Annotated in this window: 21 protein-coding genes; 11 read left to right on the plus strand and 10 right to left on the minus strand. The window is 49.8% G+C overall.

All coding sequences use genetic code 11. The features are described 5' to 3' along the window. Window positions 1-66: 66 nt before the first annotated feature. From W01_RS08555 to rng, 8 genes are all read left to right on the plus strand, one after another. The gene (locus W01_RS08555) at window positions 67-690 is read left to right on the plus strand and encodes a 5-formyltetrahydrofolate cyclo-ligase (RefSeq protein ID WP_173053828.1); all 624 of its coding nucleotides are present in this window, start codon (window positions 67-69) and stop codon (window positions 688-690) included. Window positions 691-774: 84 nt separating this feature from the next. After that, a complete protein-coding gene (gene aceE / locus W01_RS08560; RefSeq protein WP_173053830.1) occupies window positions 775-3,435 on the plus strand; it encodes a pyruvate dehydrogenase (acetyl-transferring), homodimeric type in 2,661 nt (886 codons plus the stop codon). 17 nt (window positions 3,436-3,452) lie between these two features. Next, complete coding sequence (gene aceF, locus W01_RS08565) at window positions 3,453-4,742, plus strand: dihydrolipoyllysine-residue acetyltransferase (RefSeq protein WP_173053832.1); 1,290 nt, start codon at window positions 3,453-3,455, stop codon at window positions 4,740-4,742. A gap of 3 nt (window positions 4,743-4,745) precedes the next feature. After that, window positions 4,746-5,402: a nicotinate-nucleotide adenylyltransferase gene (gene nadD / locus W01_RS08570; RefSeq protein ID WP_173053834.1), complete on the plus strand. Its 657-nt coding sequence runs from the start codon at window positions 4,746-4,748 to the stop codon at window positions 5,400-5,402. A 1-nt stretch (window position 5,403) separates the two neighbouring features. Beyond that, complete coding sequence (gene rsfS / locus W01_RS08575; RefSeq protein ID WP_173053836.1) at window positions 5,404-5,763, plus strand: ribosome silencing factor; 360 nt, start codon at window positions 5,404-5,406, stop codon at window positions 5,761-5,763. Then, window positions 5,760-6,230, plus strand: a complete 471-nt coding sequence (rlmH, locus tag W01_RS08580; RefSeq protein ID WP_173053838.1) for a 23S rRNA (pseudouridine(1915)-N(3))-methyltransferase RlmH — start codon at window positions 5,760-5,762, stop codon at window positions 6,228-6,230. The genes rsfS and rlmH overlap by 4 nt, the downstream gene beginning before the upstream one ends. Before the next feature lie 31 nt (window positions 6,231-6,261). Further along, window positions 6,262-6,879, plus strand: coding sequence for a Maf family protein (locus tag W01_RS08585; RefSeq protein ID WP_173053840.1), 618 nt, complete (start codon window positions 6,262-6,264; stop codon window positions 6,877-6,879). After that, the gene (gene rng, locus W01_RS08590; RefSeq protein ID WP_173053841.1) at window positions 6,876-8,330 is read left to right on the plus strand and encodes a ribonuclease G; all 1,455 of its coding nucleotides are present in this window, start codon (window positions 6,876-6,878) and stop codon (window positions 8,328-8,330) included. Before W01_RS08585 ends, rng begins: the two co-directional genes overlap by 4 nt. Before the next feature lie 291 nt (window positions 8,331-8,621). On the opposite strand, the gene W01_RS08595 is transcribed toward rng, so the two are convergent. From W01_RS08595 to W01_RS08630, 8 genes are all read right to left on the minus strand, one after another. Then, window positions 8,622-9,335, minus strand: a complete 714-nt coding sequence (locus tag W01_RS08595; RefSeq protein WP_173053843.1) for a PepSY domain-containing protein — start codon at window positions 9,333-9,335, stop codon at window positions 8,622-8,624. 3 nt (window positions 9,336-9,338) lie between these two features. Beyond that, window positions 9,339-10,355, minus strand: coding sequence for an Mrp/NBP35 family ATP-binding protein (locus W01_RS08600; RefSeq protein WP_198421272.1), 1,017 nt, complete (start codon window positions 10,353-10,355; stop codon window positions 9,339-9,341). Between the two features lie 200 nt (window positions 10,356-10,555). Next, window positions 10,556-10,765, minus strand: coding sequence for a hypothetical protein (locus W01_RS08605; RefSeq protein ID WP_173053176.1), 210 nt, complete (start codon window positions 10,763-10,765; stop codon window positions 10,556-10,558). A gap of 139 nt (window positions 10,766-10,904) precedes the next feature. After that, complete coding sequence (locus W01_RS08610) at window positions 10,905-11,645, minus strand: TorD/DmsD family molecular chaperone (RefSeq protein WP_173053178.1); 741 nt, start codon at window positions 11,643-11,645, stop codon at window positions 10,905-10,907. 67 nt (window positions 11,646-11,712) lie between these two features. Next, window positions 11,713-12,834, minus strand: a complete 1,122-nt coding sequence (locus W01_RS08615) for an ethylbenzene dehydrogenase-related protein (RefSeq protein WP_173053180.1) — start codon at window positions 12,832-12,834, stop codon at window positions 11,713-11,715. A gap of 7 nt (window positions 12,835-12,841) precedes the next feature. Then, window positions 12,842-13,999: a 4Fe-4S dicluster domain-containing protein gene (locus W01_RS08620; protein WP_173053182.1), complete on the minus strand. Its 1,158-nt coding sequence runs from the start codon at window positions 13,997-13,999 to the stop codon at window positions 12,842-12,844. A 78-nt stretch (window positions 14,000-14,077) separates the two neighbouring features. Then, the gene (locus W01_RS08625; RefSeq protein WP_173053184.1) at window positions 14,078-17,587 is read right to left on the minus strand and encodes a molybdopterin-dependent oxidoreductase; all 3,510 of its coding nucleotides are present in this window, start codon (window positions 17,585-17,587) and stop codon (window positions 14,078-14,080) included. 318 nt (window positions 17,588-17,905) lie between these two features. Next, complete coding sequence (locus tag W01_RS08630) at window positions 17,906-18,181, minus strand: hypothetical protein (protein WP_173053845.1); 276 nt, start codon at window positions 18,179-18,181, stop codon at window positions 17,906-17,908. A 239-nt stretch (window positions 18,182-18,420) separates the two neighbouring features. On the opposite strand from W01_RS08630, the gene rpoH reads away from it, so the two are divergent. Beyond that, the gene (rpoH, locus tag W01_RS08635; RefSeq protein ID WP_173053847.1) at window positions 18,421-19,287 is read left to right on the plus strand and encodes an RNA polymerase sigma factor RpoH; all 867 of its coding nucleotides are present in this window, start codon (window positions 18,421-18,423) and stop codon (window positions 19,285-19,287) included. A 396-nt stretch (window positions 19,288-19,683) separates the two neighbouring features. On the opposite strand, the gene W01_RS08640 is transcribed toward rpoH, so the two are convergent. Next, window positions 19,684-20,301 carry a DUF4124 domain-containing protein gene (locus W01_RS08640; RefSeq protein ID WP_173053849.1) on the minus strand — a complete coding sequence of 206 codons (618 nt, stop codon included), beginning with the start codon at window positions 20,299-20,301 and terminating at the stop codon, window positions 19,684-19,686. A gap of 1 nt (window position 20,302) precedes the next feature. Continuing rightward, window positions 20,303-20,968: an orotate phosphoribosyltransferase gene (pyrE, locus tag W01_RS08645; RefSeq protein WP_173053851.1), complete on the minus strand. Its 666-nt coding sequence runs from the start codon at window positions 20,966-20,968 to the stop codon at window positions 20,303-20,305. A gap of 67 nt (window positions 20,969-21,035) precedes the next feature. Between pyrE and W01_RS08650 the strand changes: the two genes are divergently transcribed. Continuing rightward, a complete protein-coding gene (locus tag W01_RS08650) occupies window positions 21,036-21,827 on the plus strand; it encodes an exodeoxyribonuclease III (RefSeq protein WP_173053853.1) in 792 nt (263 codons plus the stop codon). Between the two features lie 383 nt (window positions 21,828-22,210). Next, window positions 22,211-24,163 carry a heme lyase CcmF/NrfE family subunit gene (locus W01_RS08655; RefSeq protein WP_173053855.1) on the plus strand — a complete coding sequence of 651 codons (1,953 nt, stop codon included), beginning with the start codon at window positions 22,211-22,213 and terminating at the stop codon, window positions 24,161-24,163. Window positions 24,164-24,172: the final 9 nt, after the last annotated feature.

Raw genomic sequence — 24,172 nt, forward strand, 5'->3', positions numbered from 1 at the left:
TGCGAAATTTCCATCAATATTCTAAAAAATCATCCACTTGAATATATGAGCAAGGATAATCTGCCCATGACAATACAGGTTATGAAACAGGCTATCAGACAACGTATAATTACAGACCGCGAACAATTAACCGCAGCTGAGAGGGCGTGCTTGAGCCATGCCATCTCAGAGCGCATCGCCAACCTGAATGCTTATCGTACGGCCAATACGGTGTTGGCTTATATGAGCTTCGGCGCAGAGTTCTCCACCGACCAATGGGTGCAGCAGGCATTGCGCGATAACAAGTGCTTACTGTTGCCAAAGGTGAACCGCGCCACGAAAGAATTGGATATTTATCGCGTGACCAACTTGCAGCATGATTTGGCACCCGGCCAGTGGGGTATACGCGAACCATTAGCTGAGCGCTGTGCCAGAATGGATGCTTTGAAGGAAGTGGATTTTATCTTACTGCCGGGAGTAGCATTCGGACGCAACGGTGCGCGACTAGGTTACGGCGGCGGATTTTATGACAAGCTGCTGGCGCGAATTAAGGCTGCGAACCAAAGCTGCCGACCTGTGCTGATTGCCGGGGCATTTGCTATCCAGCTGGTCGAAGGTATACCGCAGGAAACCACCGACCATAAAGTGGAATGGGTGGTGACGGAGAACGAGACGATACAGTGCGTTTCTGATATGCATATAGACAGATAGCGCATGTTTGTGCGTCATCACAAAATAAACAGCTTAGTGCGTAAATGCACCGACCAACAACAATAAGTGATAGAGAGTAGATATATGGCAGATTTACCTGATAACGATCCACAGGAAACACAAGAGTGGCTGGACGCACTGGACTCCGTCCTAGAGCATGAAAGCGCGGAACGCGCTCATTACCTGATCAGCCAACTGGTTCGAAAAGCGCAGTTGGCTGGGGTCGCTTTACCGATTAATACAATCACGCCTTACCTGAACACCATACCGCTCGACAAGGAGCAACGTTCGGTCGGCAACTATGAGCTCGAGCATCGCATTCGTGCCTTAACGCGATGGAACGCAATGGCTATTGTGTTAAACGCCAATCGCGAGTCATCTGAACTGGGTGGCCACATCGCTACCTTCGCTTCTGCGGCTACGCTGTATGACGTGGGTTTCAACCATTTTTTCCATGGCAAGACCGAAAATCACGGCGGTGACCTGGTTTATTTCCAGGGGCATGCATCGCCCGGCATGTACGCACGCGCTTTCCTTGAGGGGCGCCTCAGCGAGGAGCAATTGTACAATTTCCGCCAGGAAGTAAATGGTGGCGGCTTATCTTCTTACCCGCATCCTTGGTTGATGCCCGATTTCTGGCAGTTCCCCACTGTTTCCATGGGTTTGGGCCCGCTAATGGCTATCTACCAAGCGCGTTTCATGCGCTATCTGGAGTCTCGAGGCATCGTCAGTACTGAAGGACGTAAAATATGGGCGTTCCTCGGTGATGGTGAAACGGATGAACCGGAATCGCTGGGAGCGATTTCAATGGCCGCGCGCGAAAAACTGGATAATCTGATTTTTGTCATTAACTGTAACCTGCAACGACTGGATGGCCCCGTCCGGGGCAATGGCAAAATTATTCAGGAGCTGGAAGGTGTATTCCGTGGCGCGGGCTGGAACGTGATCAAGGTGGTATGGGGAGGGAAATGGGATCGTTTGTTCGCGAAGGACAAGACCGGACTTTTGCTGAAGCGCATGGAAGAAGTGGTAGACGGCGAATATCAGACATACAAATCCAAAAATGGCGCCTATGTGCGCCAGCATTTTTTCGGCAAATACCCTGAGTTACTGGAACTGGTCGCCGATATGTCGGACGATGAAATCTGGTATCTTGATCGTGGCGGCCACGATCCACATAAAGTTTTTGCCGCTTACGCGGCCGCAGCAAATCATAAGGGACAACCCACCGTCATTCTAGCCAAGACCATAAAGGGCTATGGCATGGGTGAAGCTGGTGAAGCCCAAAACATCACTCACCAGCAAAAGAAAGTGGGCGGTGAAGCATTACGCAAATTCCGTGATCGCTTCAATATTCCAGTGACCGATGATCAGCTCAGCAAATTGCCATTCTGTCGTCCACCCGATGACAGTTTGGAAATGAGCTATCTGCGCGAGCGCAGCAAAGCCATGGGCACAGTACCCGATCGAAAAACAGTAGCCAAGCCTTTGCAAATACCAGGTCTGGATGCCTTTGAAGTATTGCTTAAAGGCACTGAAGAGCGTGAGATTTCCACCACCATGGCTTTTGTGCGCATGCTGGGCATTCTGGTGAAGGACAAAAATATTGGCAAGCTCGTGGTGCCCATCGTGCCGGACGAATCACGCACTTTCGGCATGGAAGGATTGTTCCGCCAGCTCAGCATTTTTTCTCAAGTTGGCCAGTTGTATACACCGCAGGATGCCGATCAGTTAATGTTTTACAAGGAAGACAAGGCCGGACAGATTTTACAGGAAGGCATTAATGAAGCGGGCGCGATGTCCTCGTGGATTGCCGCATCCACGGCCTACGCCAACCATGGGGTAGCGATGGTACCGTTCTATATCTACTATTCCATGTTTGGCTTTCAGCGTGTCGGCGATTTGATGTGGGCGGCGGGCGACCAGCGTGCACGCGGCTTTCTGCTGGGCGGCACGGCCGGGCGCACCACATTAAATGGCGAAGGTCTGCAACATCAAGACGGCCACAGCCATCTGATGGCGGCGACCATTCCTAACTGTGTGTCCTACGATCCAACCTTTGCTTACGAGTTGGCGGTGATTATTCAGGATGGTATGCGCCGCATGTATCAGGAACAAGAGGATGTCTTCTATTACCTCACTGTGATGAATGAAAATTACGCGCATCCGGCCATGCCTGAGGGTGCGGAGATCGGCATTATCAGTGGTATGTATTTGTTTAACGAAGGTAAAACTCAATCCGCCACAACACCCACGGTGCAACTTCTAGGCAGCGGAACTATTCTGCGCGAAGTCATCGCAGCAGCTGAATTATTGGTGAAGGATTTTGGTGTAGCTTCCGACATCTGGAGCGTAACCAGCTTCAATGAATTACGTCGGGATGGTCTGGATTGTGAGCGCTGGAACATGCTGCATCCCGAAGCTGTACCACGCGTAAGCTACGCCGAGCAATGCTTGGGCAAGCGCAAGGGGCCTGTCATTGCTGCGACCGATTACATTAAAAGCTACGCTGACCAGATTCGTGCCTTCTTGCCCGGCACTTACAAAGTATTGGGCACCGACGGTTTTGGCCGCTCTGATACGCGTAAAAAGTTACGCCATTTCTTCGAAGTTGATCGTTATTATGTAGCAGTCGCCGCGCTGAAAGCGCTGGCTGACGAAGGCACGGTAGCCATGAGCGAAGTCAGCAAGGCACTCAAACTGTACAATATCAATCCCGACAAACCGAATCCAACTACGGTCTGAGCGGACAGGAGACACGCGTGGCAGAAATCAAACAAGTACTGATGCCGGACATTGGTGATTCTAAAGATGTGCCGGTAATAGAAGTAATGGTAAAAGCGGGTGATACGGTTAAGGCTGAGCAGTCCCTGCTTACCCTGGAAACTGACAAAGCTACGATGGATGTACCTGCCCCATTTGATGGGGTGGTGAAGAATGTTAGCGTTAAAGTGGGCGACAAAATATCAGAAGGTACACTGATTTTATCGATGGAAACCAGTGCAACGGAAACGTCAGCTGTAGTTAGCCTCCCCACAACACCGGCTCCGGTAAAAGAAGCTGCAAATCCAGCTGCCGCAACTCCTGTTACAGCACCGACTGCCACGCCCATTGTGGCGCCAACCGGTTTTCAAAGCAGCCCTACAGGCAAGGCGCATGCCAGTCCGTCCATTCGGCATTTTGCGCGTGAACTGGGGGTTGACCTTACGCGCGTAAAAGGCAGCGGAGAAAAGGGACGCATTACCAAAAATGATGTACAGGGCTTCGTTAAAGTTGCGCTTGCACAACCGCAAGGCGGCTCGGGTAGCAGCGGTTTGCAGATATCAGCTATGCCGGTAGTGGATTTTTCCAGGTTCGGTGCCATCGAAACCAAGCCGCTCTCGCGCATCAAAAAGCTTTCTGGTGCCAATCTTCATCGCAACTGGGTCTCCATACCGCACATTACCCAGCACGATGAGGCTGATATCACTGAGATGGAAGCTTTCCGCAAGGAGCTTGGCGAGGAATACACAAAACAGGGAATTAAAATTACTCCGCTGGCTTTCTTACTCAAGGCGGTGGTGACAGCTATGCAACAATACCCGGATTTCAATTCATCATTGGATGCTAGCGGTGAAAACTTGGTGCTGAAAAAATATTTTCACATCGGCGTGGCAGTGGATACACCGGATGGCTTGATGGTGCCCGTGTTACGTGATGTGGATCAAAAGGGCATCGTTCAACTGGCCAAGGAGTTGGGCGAGATTAGCACTAAGGCACGGGAGAAAAAGCTTCCCGCAACCGCCATGCAAGGTGGCTGTTTCACTATTTCCAGTTTGGGCGGGATCGGCGGGACAGCGTTTACACCTATTATTAATGCGCCAGAAGTGGCTATTCTGGGTGTGTCCAAGGCGAGCATAAAGCCAGTGTTCAAAGAGGGGGAATTCGTACCGCGGCTAATGTTGCCACTGTCGCTGTCATATGATCATCGCGTAATCGATGGTGCGGAGGCAGTACGTTTCACGAGTTATCTTGGCAAAGTATTGTCGGATGTTCGCCGATTGGTGCTATAACCTGTGAACCAAGCCCCCATCGGTATCTTGGGCGGCACGTTTGATCCCGTCCATAATGGTCATCTGCGCTTGGCACAGGAAGCGCTGGAGCAATGCAATCTGGCTGCGATACACTTCATTCCCAGCGGTACGCCGCCGCACCGCAATGCGCCGCATGCAAGCGCAGTACAACGTCTGGATATGGTTCGTCTGGCCTTACAAGGCAACGCGGCATTCATGCTGGATGAACGCGAAATTTATCGCATCGATCCGTGTTATACGGTGGAGACGCTTACTGCGCTGCGTGCCGAGCACGGTATGCAGCAGCCGCTGTGTTTGTTGATGGGCGGCGATGCCTTCCTGCTGTTACACTCTTGGCATGAATGGAAAAGCTTATTTGAACTGTCGCACATAGTGGTCATGCAGCGTGTCGGACACCCACTTGGCAATGCCATAAATGGGGCTAACGAGGCTTTGCGCGATGAATACAGGGCTCGCCTCGCTCCGGCGCCCCGCATTCTGCGTGACTCGCCTGCCGGAGCGATCCTGGTGGTGAATATGCCTGCCCTGGAAATTTCCGCCACTGATATTCGTAAACGTTGTGCCGAAAATAAAAACATACATTACCTGCTACCAGACGTAGTAGCCGATTACATTCAATTACATCACCTATATACCTAACATGCTAACCATTGAAGAAAAAATCCTGGCCGTAGTAACCGCATTGGAAGATATAAAGGCCAATGATATCAGTGTACTCGATACCAGCAAAAAGAGTCAGCTATTCGAGCGCATGGTGATCGCCAGCGCCAATTCACCGCGTCAAACCAGAGCTTTAGCTGACCATGTATCCAAGCAACTCAAGCTGCGCGGCGAGCCAGCACTCAGCATAGAAGGCGAAGAAAGCGGGGAGTGGGTACTAGTTGATTTTGGCGAAGTGGTGGTGCATATCATGCAGCCTGCAGTGCGCGCCTACTACCAGTTGGAAGAGCTATGGAGTATGAGGCATCTGCCGCCTAAAGCGGCTAGCGAGCCAAAATGAAACTGTGGTTGGTGGCAGTCGGGCACAAGATGCCAGCTTGGATTACCGCAGGTTTCACCGAATATGCCAAGCGTATGGCACGCGAGGCTCATATCGAACTTATAGAAATAAAGCCGGAGCCGCGAACCACCGGCAAAAGCGTAATGCAGATGATGGAGGCAGAAGCGCAGCGTATATTAGCCGCTCTGCCGAAGGATGTTCTGCGCATCGCGTTGGATGAGCACGGCGCACAGTCCTCCACCAAACAGTTAGCGCAACAAATGCAAGGTTGGATGGGCAGCGGATGCGATGTGGCCTTCATCATTGGGGGAGCGGATGGCTTGCACGAGTCAGTAAAAAACAGTGCGCAGCAGCTGCTAGCGCTGTCGATTATGACACTGCCGCATGGCCTGGTGCGCGTATTGCTGGCGGAACAGTTGTATCGCGCCCACAGCTTGTTGCACAATCACCCTTATCATCGTGAATAATGCGGCCCGCTAATACAGGATTTTAAGAGCCATGATTTCCCACCCTCGCATCTATCTCTCCTCGCAAAGCCCGCGCCGCCGAGAACTGCTAAAGCAAATCGGGGTTAATTTTGAAACGCTGTTATTACGTTCCAACACATCCCGCAAGATGGATGTGGATGAAACTCCGCACACAGATGAATCACCAGAAGTTTACGTGCGAAGGGTTTGCCAGGAGAAAGTGAATGCTGGATGGAGGTTTCTGCAATTCCGCAATTTACCCCCACTCCCAGTTCTGGCTGCCGACACCAGCGTTATTCTGGACGGCAAGATTATTGGCAAGCCGCAAGGTCGTGAACAAGCTTCGGCTACATTACGAGTTCTTTCGGGACGTCAACACCAAGTATTGAGTGCGGTCGCAGTTACCTTCGAAGAACGTACAGAAATACGTTTATCGATCAGTACAGTTACTATTGCCACGCTTAGCGAAGAGCGCATCCGGCGCTACATCCTCACCAGCGAACCACTAGATAAAGCTGGTGCGTATGCCATCCAAGGTTACGCTGCGGCATTCATACAACACATAGACGGCAGCTACTCAGGTGTAATGGGCCTACCCCTATTCGAAACGGCTGAGCTGCTACAAATATTCGGTTATCCCATTCTGTGAATGACGAAATTCTAATCAACGTCACCCCGCAAGAAACCCGCGTTGCAGTAATGCAACAGGGAATCGTGCAACAACTCCACATTGAGCGCGACAGTCATCTGGGAATTGTCAGCAATGTGTACGTCGGGCGCGTCAAACGCGTACTACCGGGCATGCAATCCGCCTTCATCGATATTGGACTGGAACGCTCTGCTTTCCTGCATGTTGCCGATATCTGGGAAAACCGTAATAACAGCGATACGGCTAAGCCCATCGAGAAAATGCTGTATGAGGGACAGAGCCTGCTGGTACAGGTTATCAAGGACTCCATCGGCAGCAAGGGGGCCAGACTTTCCACTCAGATCAGTATCGCCGGACGTCTGCTGGTGTTTCTGCCGCAGGAATCGCACATCGGCGTATCGCAACGCATTGAGAATGAAGCCGAACGCGAACTACTGCGCACCAGGCTGCAACAGTTACTGCCTGATAATAGCAGCGGAGGCTATATCATCCGTACCATGGCAGAGTCTGCGACAGACAAAGAGTTGCTCGCCGATATGGGATATCTCAACAAGCTGTGGATCAAGCTCCAAGAACAGGCGAAAACATCCACAGCTCCTTTTTTACTATATCAAGAACTCAACATTAGCCTCTGCGTGTTGCGCGATTTCGTTAACGAAAGCACCACACGCATCTTGGTGGATTCACACGAAACTTATCAGCGAATGGCTGCTTTCGCACAGGATTTTATCTCCAGTGCGATGTCGCGGCTGGAGCACTATATCGGCGAGCGGTCGCTATTTGAATTGTATGGAGTAGAAGAGGAAATTGAGCGTGCGCTATCACGCCGCGTAAACCTCAAGTCGGGGGGATATATCATCATTGACCAGACCGAAGCACTCACCACGGTCGACGTTAACACCGGTGGCTTCGTTGGCTCGCGTAATTTTGACGACACAATCTTCAAGACAAATCTGGATGCTGCACAAGTCATCGCGCGCCAGTTACGCCTGCGAAATTTGGGCGGCATTATCATTTGCGACTTTATTGACATGCATAATCAGGGACATCAGGATGCCGTACTGGAAGAATTCAAGAAGTCGCTGGCGAACGATCACACCCGTATAACAGTAAATGGTTTCTCCGCTTTGGGGCTGGTGGAAATGACACGCAAACGCACACGCGAAAGTCTGGCTCACATACTGTGCGAATCCTGCCCCACCTGCGATGGACGAGGTGAAGTAAAAACCGCACAGACCATATGCTACGAAATTGTGCGTGAAATTATGCGCGAAGCGCGTCAATTTAACGCTCGTGAATATCGCATTCTGGCTTCGCAACTGGTCATCGATCTGTTTCTCGACGAAGAATCACAAAGCTTAGCTCAGCTTTCTGATCTTATCGGCAAACCGGTGTCACTACAGGTAGAAAGCTTATATAGCCAAGAGCAATACGACATCATTTTAATGTGACTTTGCTGCAATATCTATATTCAGAAACTCGTCCTGCAAATAAATTGCACCTCAGGTTAATGTTCAGATCGACAGTGCACGTATAAAAACGATGCGAGAAAAGCAGACACCATAGGTTATAAATCGGGATAAACCAGCTCCCAGCCATATACTAATTTACATGCCGAATTTGAATTCGCATGACTTTTTAATCTTAACTACAATAATGAAGCTCGTATTCTCGTGCCAACTTGGCTTATTTACAATAAAAATTATCTGTAAACAAAAGTATAAAAAACCGCTTAAACCCAGTTACCTTAGCCTCCAGTAAAGCCAAAATCCGCTTAAACCCAATACAAACAATACAAGCGACGCAATGTCCATCACCCATATCGCATAGCGCCCAAAAATACGGCCGCTATGCACATCCAGCAATATACGCTGTAGCGGTATACCCGATGCAAGAATGTCAGCCGAACGGCGCTTAACATCAGCAGGAAGATCTTGTAAAGCAGATAACGTCATTCCGGTACTACTTGATTTTTCCCAATTCAGACCATCAACACTAGCAAATACGGCAGAAGGAGTTTGCAGCATCACATTGCTACCCATTTTACCCAGCGCCAAAATTGGGTAAGCGGGTAACGATTGCTTTTCCACCTTATTTAGCAACTGTCCATCCGATTGATACCCATAAAGGGCAGTGGCAGTCGCAATATAATTAATACCCCCAACCTCGACTGCTCCAATTGGTTGTCCCACGCTACTGGACAATAATTTATCGTCTAAAACCCATTTATCGTCATCCCAAGATAAATAATTTTTACCAAGCAAATACCCTTGAGTTGGATCAGCAACATGAATCCCGTACCAACGCATGAGCCAAGGAGAGCTTACTTCCCGCTTATCTAATTTAAGTATCTCGACATGATTTATAGCTAACCCTGACACCAAAAGATAAACTAAAAAAAATACGATAGCAGCTCCAACAAGGCCATGCCACCGGCGAACAGCATGAATATTCATTCCTTAACTCACTATTGATTGAACTGCAGCCCCTGCGGTTACATTCGCAACCTGACTGAATTCCGCAGCCGCCCCACTGCCCTCCTGTTCTGGATGAGCGCCTAAAAATCTCGCACATCTTTCGGCAACCGCCATAAATGCCTTGGTTGAAGGAGACTCTGGATAAGCCAGCACAACGGGAACACCTTTATCCGCACAAATGGTTATCTCGCTATCGAGCGGGATTGCGCCAATAAAGGGCACGCCCAGTTCATTCGCGACCCGTTCTCCTCCGCCCTTCTTGAATACGTCAATCTCACCACTACAATGTGGACAGATCAAGCCGCTCATGTTTTCAACAATTCCGATAATGGGTGTATTTCTTTCTTTTACAAAAGAGATCATTTTCCTTGCATCAAGAAGCGCAACATCCTGCGGAGTGCTTACAACAACAACCCCATCCAGATTGGGAATAAAATCCATGATCGTAATATGTTCATTTCCCGTGCCGGGTGGTAGATCTATTATCAGGAAATCGAGCTTCCCCCAAGTAATATTCCCAAGGAGCTCAATGATAAATTCGTACTTTACCGCATCTCTCCAGACAACTGGCTCGTTCTGGTCTTCTATCAACAAACCCAAAGACGCAACCTTTAACCCTGCAGGCATGATGTGCGGAGCTATACCGTCTTTATCCCCGCGAAGTCTTACATTTTCAATTCCAAGCATTTTTGGAATATTTGGCCCATGAAGATCGGCATCCGCCAAGCCAACCTTGTAACCCAGTTTTTCCAAGGCACAGGCGAGGTTAACCGTGGTGGTACTTTTGCCCACGCCGCCCTTGTTACTGCCGACAAGAACTTTATACTTAATATCCGCCATCCGCTTATTAATCAACCATTTTTTATGAGCAGCACGATCCAGCTTACACGTATCATTTTCGTCACATGTTTGACAGCCATGGAAATATCCGCAATCCTTCGCTGGCGCAGCCACTGTCCGGGTGTCCCTCATATTCTTTATTTCAATAGTTTTCGTCATTTAAACATTCTCGTGATATAAATAATTATCTTCATGATAGGGTTGATCACCCCATCTTCAATCGCTCTCTGGTTATTAAAGACTAAACAATTATTTTTATAATCATTTTAGCCAACACATTGCTCAAGGCTGACAACCTATTTTGACTTTATTATATGTAGCTTTCCCAGCATGCGACCCTTTCAATTCCATAAATGAGGTCACATCCCAACCCAAGGGTACTTTCTTCCGACATCCTCCTGAGCTCCCTCCACCACTTCGATCTTATCGAGGGTAGGCGTTTGCCTGATAACGCTCGTATTGGTCGATATTTTTGTCTCGTCTTTAGTTTTTTCAACGATCGTTTCTGTAAGAACAGGGAAAAATCTGCTAAAGAACTTGCGCCTTCCCATCACGTTGCCATTGTCCATGAATAACTCCTTAATTCAGCGATCGGACAGTAAGATACATTTTTTTCAAAAAAAGATCTACAAAATGACATTAGCACGACACACAACCGAGCTCTCGGCTACTATACATATACACAATTTAAATGGTACGAATACCCCCCTAATGCAGCGGCAACGGCTCATCCATTTCGTTACCGGTCTGTTGAGGACAATCCACCGGTCCCTCATAATCAGATTTGGGCAATTCTTTTATTCGGCTGTCTACTTCAATGCCAAAGAACTTGAGTTCCGAACCCATGAACTTTGATAACAACAGACCCAGGTTCCGGTAATAGGCTTCATTCGCTCTCGCCGCCAGATTTTCACCGAACACGCCGGTCCATTTCCCGATATGCTGCTCAAGAAACCGTCTTTCCGCAGACAGGCAGATATCGATATTTTCTTCCATCGCCTGGTCCAGGGCATAGGCGATCTTCAATTCCAGAAAGCTCATGAACTCAAGCTCGACGGTGATCTGATCAAATGAAACCCCGGCATCGTCTTTCATCACAAAACCAAAGGCTTTATAGAAGCCACTGATGTCGCCCAGAATATTCGGCTGATTGAAGCTGTTTTTCCCATAGGTGGTTTCACTCGACGGGCAAAACATACGGGTTAAAAACATTTCGGTAAAATCCGGCTGGAGCGCGGTCACGTCGACGGTCTCGATCAGACTGGTAAAGGCCTGGTACTCTTCCTTCATATCATAAGGAAGCAGGTTGATTGAACTATCCAGATCGGCGGCAAGTTCGTGCAAAGTGGCGAGTCTATCTTTGTCTGGATAGACAAAGGCCATTGATAAAAACCTGTAAACATCTGCCCTCGCGAGGGCCAACTCTGTTTCCGATTTCGTCGTTAACATTCTATCCCCTTAAATAAAAAGTGGGGCGGCGTTTTAACGCCGCCCCCCTCATGTCAATCAATTACGACTATTCAATTTCAAGCGGTATCCAGCCTCCGTTTGAATAGTTCTTGCGTGGTCCCCTGTTGCCGCCAGCGCCATTATTGTGATTTTTGCCATCCCAGGCAGCAATCGCCATCATGGTTTTGGAGCCAGGCTTCAGCACGGCATCCTGAGCATCACCGGAGTTTAACGGACGTTTGATGACAACCGACCAGTAGCCAAACCGTCTGACGCCATTGGCGGTTGCATTATTCTGAGCCTGCCGGGTCAGTGTTCCGTAGCCAACCGCATTGAGCTCTTCCACCGGTGTTAACCGCTCAGGGTCAACTCTGCTGAGGTTTCTGAGCTTGAAGGCCGCCAGATATTGCCGCTGACCTTCATTATAACGTCTGATAGGGGTGTCAATTGTTTGACCAATTGCCGGGATCACTTCCGGATACATATCATAGTTGTAATTGGGGTAAGCATCCCTGACGTCTTGATATCCAAACTCGATATCCCTTTCCCAGGCGGCCTTCCAGTAAACAATGTGAACCGGATTCTCTTCGTCACCCATCATGAAGGAGGGCTCCGATCCTGCATTCACCGGGAACATAATGGCGATCGCATCAGAGAACTTGTCTTCCATGACTTCCGTTTCAGACTTGGTTGCGTCATACCACGTCAACAAGAAGGCAATATCCTTGTCATTATGGATAGACTTGATCTTCACCAAGGGCACGGACGCCACGACTAAACCCGGCATCACGATGTTCTGCGGCCCCATGGGAACTTCAGTGGCCGAAGCATCACTCCAGATCGTGGCCGGGGCTTGCTCCCAGCTTTGATTGTACTGATTATAAGACGTTTCCCTGACTGGATCTTCCTGATGCCAGGTCCGGTTCAGCGGGTCCATCGGGATTTCTCCCTTGACTGCCTTGGACTTGATGACGCCCTCGTTATACGTTTCCCCCCCATCCAGACGGACGGGTGGGAGCCTTTTGAAGGAACCATGGAACGCGTGACCCCCATACTGGCCAGGGTTATCAACCGCAATAATTGGAATCGCCAAATCTTGTGCCGGCCCGTGCGCAGCAGCACTCCCAAAGGCGGGAGTCGCAACCGGAATCATCAAGAGTGACGCAGCTATTAATAGTTTTTTCATCATCCGCCCCTTATGAGTTATTGGTAAGAAATGCGCCGGTCTTCAAGTTCTTGACCTGCCTGATGTAGACAGGCTCAGTCAACGGAACCCGGATAATTTCTTTGCCTTGTGGATCATAACCAACCGTCTCATTACCCTCAAGCTTGAACGTGTCGCAGATCCGTTCAGTCGTTCCAAAGAGTAACAACGCGGCCAGAAGCTCCTTGTCCTTGCCAGCATTCCGGTATTGCTTGATGGAGTTCTCAACGCCGGGGCCAAATACCTGGGACAGGAAATCAGGGTTAACATGAACAGGCGGCAGGTACATGTTGTTCGGCTCAGTACCAAACTGTGGATAGATCGGCAGTGCAATCTTCCGCACGTGCACCAGGAAGTCGATCGGGTTGTTTTCCCGCACTTGCTTGCTGTTGATCTTATCGTAATCGGCTGACTTGAAGCCAAACAGACGGATCTTTCCGATGCATTGCGTCACGCATTGCGTCATCAATCCCGCTTCTACTTTCGGATAGCACGAGATGCACTTTTCACCGGTCCGGGTGGTGTCGTTGTAAAACGACTTCTTGTACGGGCAGGCTGCAACACATTCTCTGTATCCGCGGCAGCGGGACGCATCAATCAACACGATCCCGTCTTCCTGACGCTTGTAGATCGCCTTTCTCGGGCACGCCGCCAGGCAGCCAGGGAAGGTACAGTGGTTACATATCCGCGGGAAGAAAAAACCCCAGTTCTTATGCGTCGGGCCCTTGATATAGTCCCCTTCGCCATCCAGGATCTTAAGACACTCATCTTCACCCAGGTTCGGATGCGCATAGTCCATTTCATCCGGCAGATAGCCCTTGATCCGCTGGTTCATGCCCAGGTCTTCAAAGATCGTCGTGCCGTTGTACTTGTTACCCGACCACGGTTGCGCCTGTTCTCCCAGCAGGGCCAGAACCTTCACATCCCAGGCCAGCGGATAGAATCCATAAGGCTTCGATTCCACGTTATTCCAGAAGATGGTTTCCTGGCCTTTACCGGCCGTCCAGGTCGTTTTGCACGCCATGGTACACGACTGACAGGCGATACATTTATTCAGGTCGAACAGCATCGATACTTGCCGACCTGGCCTGTTTTCTTCGTAGGGGTAATCCATTTCCCTGCCCAGCTGCCAATTTCTAACTTTTGCCATTGTAGATCTCCATTTACAAAATTATTTCACAATTTCAAGAACGCCGCCCCGCTTCAGGGCGGCGGCTGCACACCGTCATTAGCGGCTGATAAACCCGCCCTGGAGATAGGTCCTCATCTGAAGGCTCTCGTAGGTCGGCCGGTAGCCTTTAGCGGCAATATGCCAAACACCGCCGTTGACACCGCCCTTTTCAGCCAGCTCGATCTTCACATACGATTCCTTGGGAGAACCATTGGCGCAGTGGACGTCATTCTGCATCCCGATAATGATTTCCTGCCCGAAGACCTTCTTGTTGGCCACGGTGTCCGTCGTGTTAGTCGGGTTAATCCACGCGCGGGTGCAGCTTTGGTGGTTTCCGGAGCGGAACATGGCCTGATAGTTGGTCCGCGGGCTCTTCGCCAATCCATCCGCCCGGGTCCGCGCACCTTCCATACTGCCATACGTGGCAGCATAGGCGTTGTAGTACATCCGCATGGAACCTTGCGACATACCGGGGAAGTATCTGCATCTGACCATGAACCGGGCCAGCGCATACTCCGGGGTGCCTTCTTTCCAGCCTTTGTAAGGACGGTCGCCAGGATCCGCATCCACCCAGATGTAGTCGCCTTCATCGATACCAAAGCGCTTGGCGTCGAGCGGGTTGACGTCCACGAATCCTTCACCCACGGACGGTTGACGCTTGTCATGACGGTAGATGTCGCCAAACGGTCCCCACCACAGGGTCATCAAGTCCGTATCAATCGGAGTGGTGTGCGCGCCGTGCCGGTACTTCGGTGAATTGAAGCAGAACTCATACCCGTGCGGCCGCAGCGGATGGGTGGTCGCCATCAGCTCTTTGGTCGTCAGGATGACATTTCGACCTTGCCGGTTCTCGGCAATCTTGAGGCTGTTGCCCATTCTTTCCAGACCGCGCATTTCAGGGGTTTCCATCAATGCAAACGCACGGCTGTTACCGACGATGACGTTCGGCTCGTAGTGGCTTGAATCAATCGGGGTACGATACACGGTAAGATTCTCGCCGCCATCAATCAACCGCGGGTCATCCATGTAGAATTCCAACCGACCGCTCTTGGTGTACCAGGGCAAGCCGCCGCCTTCAGCCGTTTGTTCCCAGCCGCTGATTCTCGGATAGGTTCTGGCCATGAAGATGGTCGGAACGCCGCGCTTGGCTTTTTCGCGGATTTCAGCAAAAACCATCCCGCGGGTGGCAGAGCCGGCGTTGAGAACCCGTTGGCCATAAACTTCGGAATCCCGGTCTGCCGGATTGCCGGCCGGGTTGGTGCCCACAAACTTGAAGTAGTCGGCAAACCGTTGATCACCGGTCAGCGCGGTAAAGGCTCTGAAGATGCCAGCAGGCACTTCAGCATCGCCTACGGTATCCTGGAACCGTCTCAACGGGGTGATCGGGGAAACGGTCAGGAACGGGTTGGAGCAGGAGCAGGCCATGTCGGTATGCTTGTTTTCCAACCAGGAGTCCACACCCCAGACGATGTCGGAATATTCGCACGATGCCGTCCAGTTCCAGTCACTGTAGAAGATCGCTTCCCATCTCGGCAGGGTATTGACGACCATGTCGTAGTGACCTTTGGCATTGCCCAGTGAGGAGTTGGAGTTCGCTTGCCACAACACCTTGGTCGGTGCCGGCATATGGCCGGGATCCGTCAGCAACCGGGTTCCGTTCCGTAAAGGCCGATCGCCATAGTTGTAGTAGTGGGCCGATTCGTCATCGGTATAGTGCGCCAATTTGGTGACCATCTTACGGCCATCCAGCTCAGGATTGAACGGATCTTCCAGAAGGTACTGACCAAACCCGCCAAAGACGGACTGTCTGTAGTTACCCACGTAGTTACCAAACGTACATCCGCCAATATGGCCAACGTTATCGCTCAGGGCCGATAACAGCATGAAGCCACGATCCTTCAGGGTCGAATTGAAGTAGTGATTGGTACCCGCACCCGTACTGATGATGCCTTGCCCTCTGTGCTTGTGGAACAGGTTGGCCAGGTCAACAATGGCTTCCATCGGAGCGCCGGTCATGATCGAGGTGTTCTCGGCCGTGTATTCCTCCAGGTATTCTTTGTGCAACTGGAACACAGTCGTCACCTTGATCTTCTTGCCGTCGACCAGGGTCACTTCATAATCGCCGGTCAACGCGGAGTCAACGCCCTTCGCCGCATAGCGCGCGCCGCATTCATCCCGCGTCAGCGGCACGGCTTTGTTGGTCTTTCTATCCCATACTACATTGTCGCCCCAGAACTTGCGGACTTCTTCTGAAACAAAGGCCGTGGATTGGAAAGCCACCGGTTGCGTCGGATTTTCACCCGGCTTCATCACCTTGAGATGGTGCGTCAGTTCGGCCAGCTTGTAGTCCGGAAAAATGTCCGAGGCCTTCAGGTTTTTCCAGTTATCCGTTCTGATCAACAGCGGCATGTCCGTATTGGCTCTCAGATAATTCTCGTCGTACTGATTATTCTTGATGAGCAGATGGCACACACCCAGACCCAGCGCCGGATCCGTACCGGGCCGAATAATAATGACGTCATCCGCCTTGTTCGCGGTCGCGTGGTAGTCGATGGAGATGTCGACGATATGGCAGCCCTTGAGCCGTGACTCGCTGACCCAATGAAGGTCAGGCATCTTGGTACAGACGAAGTTGTTTCCCCAGAATACAATCAGCTTGGCGTGCTCATAAACCATGAACTCGTAATCCAACATCTGATGGCCAGTCACCATAGGACATCCGGGCGCCAGATCGGTATGCCAGGAGTAGCTGTCCAATACTTTGGCGCCGCTCGCTTCGTCCGGCCCAATATTTCTGACATAGGCGTCCAGCAGTGCCAATCCTTGCGAAAACCGCTTCAGCGAATAGATTCGTAACACGCCCAGGGCGGCCATCCCCGCACGGAATTTCATGGTCTTACAGCCGCAGCCGTGCATCGACGCAATCATCTCCGGGTCATAGCCTTGACGCGTCAGCAATGCAGCGCCTTTGTCGCCGGAATAGGTCCGCGCGATGTTCTCCAATGCGCCAGCGGCCAACGCGTACGCCTCGGTCCAGGGCAGCTTGATGAAGGGCTCTTTGCCGCGTTGCAGATACTTTTGATCGGGGAAGCCGTTTGCGCCCGTCCGCGGATAGCCCGCTTCTGCCCAAGCCTTGAAGCCGGTTCTGACCATCGCGCCCTTGGGCCGCCTGTCAGAATAGGCCTTTCTGTTCATGACCATGCCCTTGTTACAGATCCGCGGCTCCCACCGGTGACTGGAACGGTTTCCATCCATATCTTCGGCATCTCCGTAGCCGTACGACGGCGAGATGCGGATGACGACGTCATTCTTTACGTGGGCCTTGAGCAGGCAGTTGTGCGTGTCATTCGGCGCACACAGAAATATAAATTCGCTGTCAACATGGAACATGTCCCGGTAAACCTTCTCCCAGTCTCTATTCGGGTAGGACTTCAGAGGGTTGTCAACGACATACGGCTTCAGAAACGGTGAAGCTGCAAAGGCGTTATTGGCCATTACAGCGAGTCCGGCGGTGGCAGACAGCTTCAGAAAGCTGCGCCTGCCTATGTTGTTCTTGATTTCCATCATTTAGTCACCCCTATGTTAATTTAAATTAAATTATTTTCTCGGTTTTATGTTAAGGCATCAATCCGAGTAATTTTCATTCACTACTCTAACTTGAAACAAAAAAACAACAATATTTCATGCCGCAAAAACTAATTTTTCAGTACATACCACAGTCAGTCACACCCTGAATATACGGATTTTTATGGAAGCAAAAATCGGGTAGTGAATGATCGCGAATCTACGCGGATAAATTAAAGTCGATTTGATATAGATCAAGTTTCTGCTATTTTTTTGACAGGCTTGATTCACTCCCAAGATTCGTACATATAGATGCACACCTCATTGTAAAGTAGGCTGAACTGTGGCGACCGACGGATTAAGCGAATTCAATTCAGCGGAATATTCCTTCCGCTGCTGGATGGCATCGATATCAAGGACAAAGGCATCATGCCGATACTCTACTAAATCAAGCGCAGCCAATGCGTATCCTCGAATTGAATCACTATCATTTATGTGACCGATTGGAATCTCGATGAAAGTCGAAGCCGTATCCGCACAAGTAACAACCCCAAAAATATCTACCACCTGTACCATTTTGCGGTCAGCGTTATGCAATTCTAATCACCAATAAAAAACCCACGTTGCTCAAAAATACAACAGTTATGCAAAAATACATTTAGCATTCGATCATCTAGGGATGACTTGTAACTCAACTCGACTGAGTGGTGATTTAAATTGGAGAACAAATTTGCCGTGACTAGAAACTAAGTAGCCTGTTCGCCAATTTAATTTACAAGACGAGTTGGCACTCGATGGCATTGAGTGCTAAAATTTACACTTTAGAGGATATAACCATGAATCACACTTTAACGTTGCCAACACCCTTGACAGTGGGTAGCTTAGACCAATATATACAGGCCGTGAATCGTTTCCCGTTACTTACACATGATGAAGAGCTAGGCTTAGCAATCCGCTTCAGTCGCGATAATGACTTGGAATCGGCACGCCAGCTTATCGTCTCGCACCTACGTGTAGTAGTTAGCGTGGCGCGCGGCTATGCTGGTTATGGCTTACCACAAGCAGATTTAATCCAAGAGGGCAATATCGGCCTAATGAAAGCAGTCAAACGCTACGACCCAGATCATGGTGTGCGGTTAGTATCGTTCGCACTGCACTGGATACGCGCTGAGATGCATGAATATATTCTGCGTAACTGGCGCCTTGTCAAGATTGCCACCACAAAAGCTCAACGCAAGCTGTTCTTCAATTTGCGTAGCATGAAACAGGGATTAGGCTCACTTAAACCGCAAGAAGCCAGTGTAATTGGCCAGCAGCTGAAGGTCAGCACAAGCGACGTGTTAGAGATGGAAGCCCGTTTCAATAGTCATGAAGTGGCGCTGGAGCCAGCTACAAACGAAGAAGATGATACTAGCTTTGCGCCTATCACCTACTTGGCATCTGCTGCTGATAGCGAGCCATCTTGCGTCCTTGAGCACAAACAACTTGAAATGCAGCAAAACACAGGCTTAACACGCGCACTGGCGAGCTTGGACGAACGCAGCCGTCGCATCATTGAAGCTCGTTGGCTTCGCGAGGACAACACTGTTACGCTACATGATCTCGCAAATGAATTTGGCGTGTCAGCCGAACGCATACGCCAGATTGAGCAAAAAGCCATGGCAAAAATGCAAGTAACAATGCTGTCCGCTTCACCTGAGTAACATGGATTTTTCGTGAATAATTAAAATTTGAGCTATCTAAGGTTAGACTGTAAATACCATCTAGTGTTTATCCGAAAGGGAACATTAAAGACCAGCTTCGAGGCACTGCATTAAGCCTCTTATTGAAATATTTCAGAAGAAAGCTAGAGTCGAACTCGGCTTATTTTGTTCTGTTGTTTCTCTCATAAGCCTGCCGTACAAGCAGGAACATTGCCTGCCTTTCAGTTAGCACTTCTACGCTGAAGCGGTTATCTCTCAAAACCCAACCTTTATGTTGCGTTACGGATAACGCCTTCTCCGCTTCTATCTGCTCGGCCAATCCTTGCCTATCATCAATAAGGCCTTGTCATGCAGCAAATTGGGAAGGAGCATAGGAAATTTAAAGTGCCCTTCACTTTACTTATTCTTGGCGCTTCCATTCAGCTCACGGAAGCGCGTCTTGTCAGCTTCATAACTCGCTTTAACCGAAGCTGCCTTTTCTTGAGCTTTGACCAAGTCTAATTGCAATTTAGCTAATTTATTCTCACCCTCAGTAATATCGGCTTGCAATGAAACGGGAATCTTTCTGCCAGCGCGTTTTATTCCCTCTGCTTCCTGCTGGTAATTTTTCAAGCTCTCCCGGGCTGCTCTTTGCAGTGACTGTATGCTGCTGATGAGTGATTCTACTTGATGCAGGTTGCGATCGCGCGCCAGGTCAATTTCCTTCTCATTACTGAAAGTGTTCAATAACGCTTTGTCTTTGCGACTTAATTCAATTTTAGCTTCATTATCAATACGTTTCTTAGCCTCATCTTCTTCATTGGCGCGCCGCTCTGTATTATTTATTTCCTCGTTTCGTTTGATTAAACGCCCTTTATCGTTTAATAGCACATTACTTTTGTGGGTATATTCCGGAGGGATGACTTCACCGTAATGGGTCACACCCTTGTCATCCACCCATTTGTATAGTTTCGCTTCAACTACTGTACTGAAGACGACTACAATCAATACCAAACATGCACTAAAAATTTTCATCTTATTTACGTTCTATCCCATAACGATCACGGTAGGATTGTACTGCTTGCAGATTCTGCGCCATCGCGGGATTATCCTGCAAATAACCGAGCAAATTATTCAGTGTAGCAATTGACACCACCGGAATATCATAATTGCGCTGAACTTCCTGTGCTGCGGAAAGTTCATCTTCATCCCGCTCTGTTTGTTGTCCCAGCTCCATGCGATCCAGGGCAATAACCACGCCACATGGCATCGCGCCCGCTGCACGGATCAAGACTATGGATTCTCGTACCGAGGTACCCGCAGAAATAACATCATCGATAATCAGCACACGTCCCTGCAGCTTCGCCCCTACCGTGCTACCGCCTTCACCATGGTCTTTGGCCTCCTTGCGGTTAAAGCAGTAAGGTACATTGCGGCCTTTTTCTGCTAGAGCTATGGCCGTTCCTGCGGCAAGTGGAATACCTTTATAAGCAGGGCCGTACAACATATCGAAGGAAATTTTTGAAAACAAGATGGTCTGCGCGTAAAACTGTGTAAGCTGTTTCAACGATTCACCGTCATTGAACAGACCGGCATTAAAGAAATAGGGCGATAAACGGCCAGCCTTGGTTTTGAATTCACCGAAACACAATACCTTTTGCTCAATGGCGAAACGGATGAAATCCTGGCGAAAATTAGACATGAGAGATAGATCAAAAATTTAGACGTGTCGCCATTATAATTACAAGCTTTGCCTATGGAGAACTTTAGTGCGCGTTATCAGCATTAACCTTAATGGAATTCGTTCTGCCTGTAGCAAGGGATTATTGCCATGGCTGGCGCAGCAAGATGCTGACATTGTCTGCGTGCAGGAACTTAAAGCGCAAGCCGCTGACATGACACCTGAAATGTTAGCTCCATCCGGTTACCACGGCTATTTCCACTATGCCGAAAAAAAAGGGTATAGCGGCGTGGGCATCTATTGCAAGCAAAAGCCGCAAACCGTAATAGAAGGGTTGGGCATACCTGAATTCGACAGCGAAGGGCGTTATATTGAAACGCGGTTCGGCAACTTAAGTATCGTGTCGCTATACCTTCCTTCCGGTTCCAGCGGCGACGAGCGCCAGGCGGTGAAATTTAAATTTATGGCTGCCTTCATGCCGCATCTGCGTGAACTTCACGCCAGTGAACGTGAGGTCTTGTTATGCGGCGACTGGAACGTAGCCCATACCGAAAAAGATTTGAAAAATTGGCGCGGCAACCGCAAGAATTCCGGCTTTTTGCCGGAAGAACGTGCCTGGCTTACAGAACTATTTAATGAAGTTGGGTTCATAGACGTGTTCCGTCACCTGCATCCCGAATTGGAAGCTTACACATGGTGGTCAAATCGTGGGCAGGCTTGGGCAAAAAACGTGGGCTGGCGTATTGATTACCATATTGCCACGCCGGGTATTGCACAGTCCGCGCGATCAGCCAGTATCTACATGGAACAGCGCTTTAGTGACCATGCACCGCTAACGGTGGATTACGATATTAATCTTAAAGCAAACGTACCACCTTAAATATTTCAGGAGACCATAACACAAGAGACACTTACCCCTTTGGGCAGTAACCGTGATCTTACTTGAAGTTGTTTTAAAAAAACTAGAACGTCCATGTTAAAATCAAAAACTGTGCCACGTCCTGAGAAGCATACGATGCGGGAATTTAAAAACCGCATCTATATAAATAAATTCTGAATTTGTCATTCTCACCTTCACGGGGACAGGGAGTTTTCGAGGCCTCGTTAATAAAAACATCGTCGGATCAAGATGGGCAAGATGAAAGAATTGGAGGAAAAATTGGAAAAAATGAGGCAGATGAACACACTACCAACACCGAGCAGGACTGCATTCATTCCATGGATAGCGATTGGTTGCGTTTATAGCGGACAAGGGGCAGAAAAATGATACCTGAGATCGGTAATTTTTCCCTCATGCTGGCGCTCGTGCTGGCGCTAATACTGGGCGTACTACCTATAACGGGCAGCTTACGCGGTAATCGGCAGCTGATGGCACTCGCTCGCCCGGCAGCTCGCGGACAACTAGCCTTCATCGTTATCGCCTTCGGCTGCCTCGTTTACACCTTTGTTACCAACGATTTCTCGGTTAAATACGTTGCCGCCCATTCCAACTCACTGTTGCCGGTTCAATACCGCGTCGCTGCGGTGTGGGGCGGGCATGAAGGCTCGCTACTTTTATGGATGCTGATGCTCGGCGGATGGATGCTGGCGGTGACGCTGTTCAGCAAGCGTCTACCGGAGGAAATGTTGGCACGCGTATTAGGCGTGATGGGGCTAATCAGTGTTGGCTTTCTTTCTTTCACATTATTCACCTCCAACCCCTTTGAACGCCTGCTTCCAGCCGCAATGGATGGCCGTGATCTGAATCCGCTGTTGCAGGATCCCGGCATGATATTCCACCCGCCCTTGCTATACATGGGTTACGTAGGTTTCTCGGTGGCCTTTTCTTTCGCCATCGCGGCATTGATCGGCGGCAAGCTTGATGCCACCTGGGCACGCTGGTCACGGCCATGGACCACAGTGGCCTGGATGTTTCTTACTCTGGGCATCATGCTAGGTAGCTGGTGGGCTTATTATGAGCTGGGCTGGGGCGGCTGGTGGTTCTGGGATCCAGTCGAGAATGCTTCGTTCATGCCCTGGCTGGTGGGCACTGCATTAATCCACTCTCTGGCAGTAACGGAAAAACGCGGTGCGTTCAAAAACTGGACCGTATTGCTAGCTATTGTCGCTTTTTCTTTAAGTCTGCTCGGGACCTTCCTTGTGCGTTCTGGAGTGCTGACCTCCGTACATTCTTTTGCTTCAGATCCAGCGCGCGGACTTTTTATTTTGGTATTCCTGAGTATCGTGGTCGGCAGTTCGCTTGCGCTATTTGCATGGCGTGCGCCGAAAGTGGGACTGGGCAGCGGATTTGAATTAATTTCACGCGAATCGATGCTACTTTTGAATAATGTGCTACTGGTCGCTGCCGCTGGCGCAGTATTCCTTGGCACGCTATATCCTTTATTTTTGGATGCATTAAATATGGGTAAAATTTCAGTCGGCCCCCCTTATTTTGAAGCTGTATTTGCACCTATCATGGCGATTGCTGTTTTCTTGATGGGTATCGGGCCACGCACACCATGGCAACAGGCCAGCGTGGCGAAAGTATTTAAACATCTGCTGCCGTGGTTTATCGTCAGTGTGGCATTAGGCATACTTGTGCCATTCTGGTTCGGACACTGGACGGCGCCAGTGGTAGCCGGGACGTCTTTGGGAATGTGGGCATTACTCACAAGCATGGCCTACCTGATCGCTCGGGTGCGAGGATCTACTAATGGGAACGCTTGGGCAACTCTGCGCGGCACGTCTCGCTCCACTTACGGCATGCTGCTCGCCCACACTGGGATAGGTGTGTTTATTCTCGGCGTGACTTTGGTCAAAGGCTATGAAACCAGCAGTGAAATGCGTCTACGTGTGGGTGATGTAACCACGCTGGATGGATACGCCTTTCGCTTACTAGCCATGGAGAAAATGAAAGGACCAAATTACAGCGGAATTCGTGGCACGCTGGAGGTAACTCTGGATGGAGCGAAGATAGATACGCTCTACCCTGAAAAGCGCCTTTATACCATGCAGGATTCAGCTATGACTGAAGGAGCTATTTACACGAGCCTGTTCCGCGACCTTTATGTTGCACTTGGAGAGCAAATCAGTAGGGACGAATGGGTTATGCGCATCCAGCATAAACCTATGGTTAACTGGATTTGGGGCGGATGTTTAATCATGGCCTTGGGGGGTCTGTTGGCAGTAAGTGACCGTCGCTATCGCCTGCCATTAAAACCACCCGCACAACACTGAAAGGGGAGC

Source organism: Candidatus Nitrotoga sp. AM1P, from assembly GCF_013168275.1.
GTDB lineage: Bacteria > Pseudomonadota > Gammaproteobacteria > Burkholderiales > Gallionellaceae > Nitrotoga.

Bases quoted from the DNA above. Each gene is read 5' to 3' on its own strand.
- W01_RS08610 (WP_173053178.1), bottom strand. From the start codon at position 11,645: ATGTTAACGACGAAATCGGAAACAGAGTTGGCCCTCGCGAGGGCAGAT.
- W01_RS08640 (WP_173053849.1), bottom strand. From the start codon at position 20,301: ATGAAAATTTTTAGTGCATGTTTGGTATTGATTGTAGTCGTCTTCAGT.
- W01_RS08600 (WP_198421272.1), bottom strand. From the start codon at position 10,355: ATGACGAAAACTATTGAAATAAAGAATATGAGGGACACCCGGACAGTG.
- pyrE (WP_173053851.1), bottom strand. From the start codon at position 20,968: ATGTCTAATTTTCGCCAGGATTTCATCCGTTTCGCCATTGAGCAAAAG.
- rsfS (WP_173053836.1), top strand. From the start codon at position 5,404: ATGCTAACCATTGAAGAAAAAATCCTGGCCGTAGTAACCGCATTGGAA.
- W01_RS08585 (WP_173053840.1), top strand. From the start codon at position 6,262: ATGATTTCCCACCCTCGCATCTATCTCTCCTCGCAAAGCCCGCGCCGC.
- W01_RS08655 (WP_173053855.1), top strand. From the start codon at position 22,211: ATGATACCTGAGATCGGTAATTTTTCCCTCATGCTGGCGCTCGTGCTG.
- W01_RS08620 (WP_173053182.1), bottom strand. From the start codon at position 13,999: ATGGCAAAAGTTAGAAATTGGCAGCTGGGCAGGGAAATGGATTACCCC.
- W01_RS08615 (WP_173053180.1), bottom strand. From the start codon at position 12,834: ATGATGAAAAAACTATTAATAGCTGCGTCACTCTTGATGATTCCGGTT.
- rpoH (WP_173053847.1), top strand. From the start codon at position 18,421: ATGAATCACACTTTAACGTTGCCAACACCCTTGACAGTGGGTAGCTTA.
- rlmH (WP_173053838.1), top strand. From the start codon at position 5,760: ATGAAACTGTGGTTGGTGGCAGTCGGGCACAAGATGCCAGCTTGGATT.
- W01_RS08605 (WP_173053176.1), bottom strand. From the start codon at position 10,765: ATGGACAATGGCAACGTGATGGGAAGGCGCAAGTTCTTTAGCAGATTT.
- aceE (WP_173053830.1), top strand. From the start codon at position 775: ATGGCAGATTTACCTGATAACGATCCACAGGAAACACAAGAGTGGCTG.
- W01_RS08555 (WP_173053828.1), top strand. From the start codon at position 67: ATGACAATACAGGTTATGAAACAGGCTATCAGACAACGTATAATTACA.
- W01_RS08625 (WP_173053184.1), bottom strand. From the start codon at position 17,587: ATGATGGAAATCAAGAACAACATAGGCAGGCGCAGCTTTCTGAAGCTG.
- W01_RS08595 (WP_173053843.1), bottom strand. From the start codon at position 9,335: ATGAATATTCATGCTGTTCGCCGGTGGCATGGCCTTGTTGGAGCTGCT.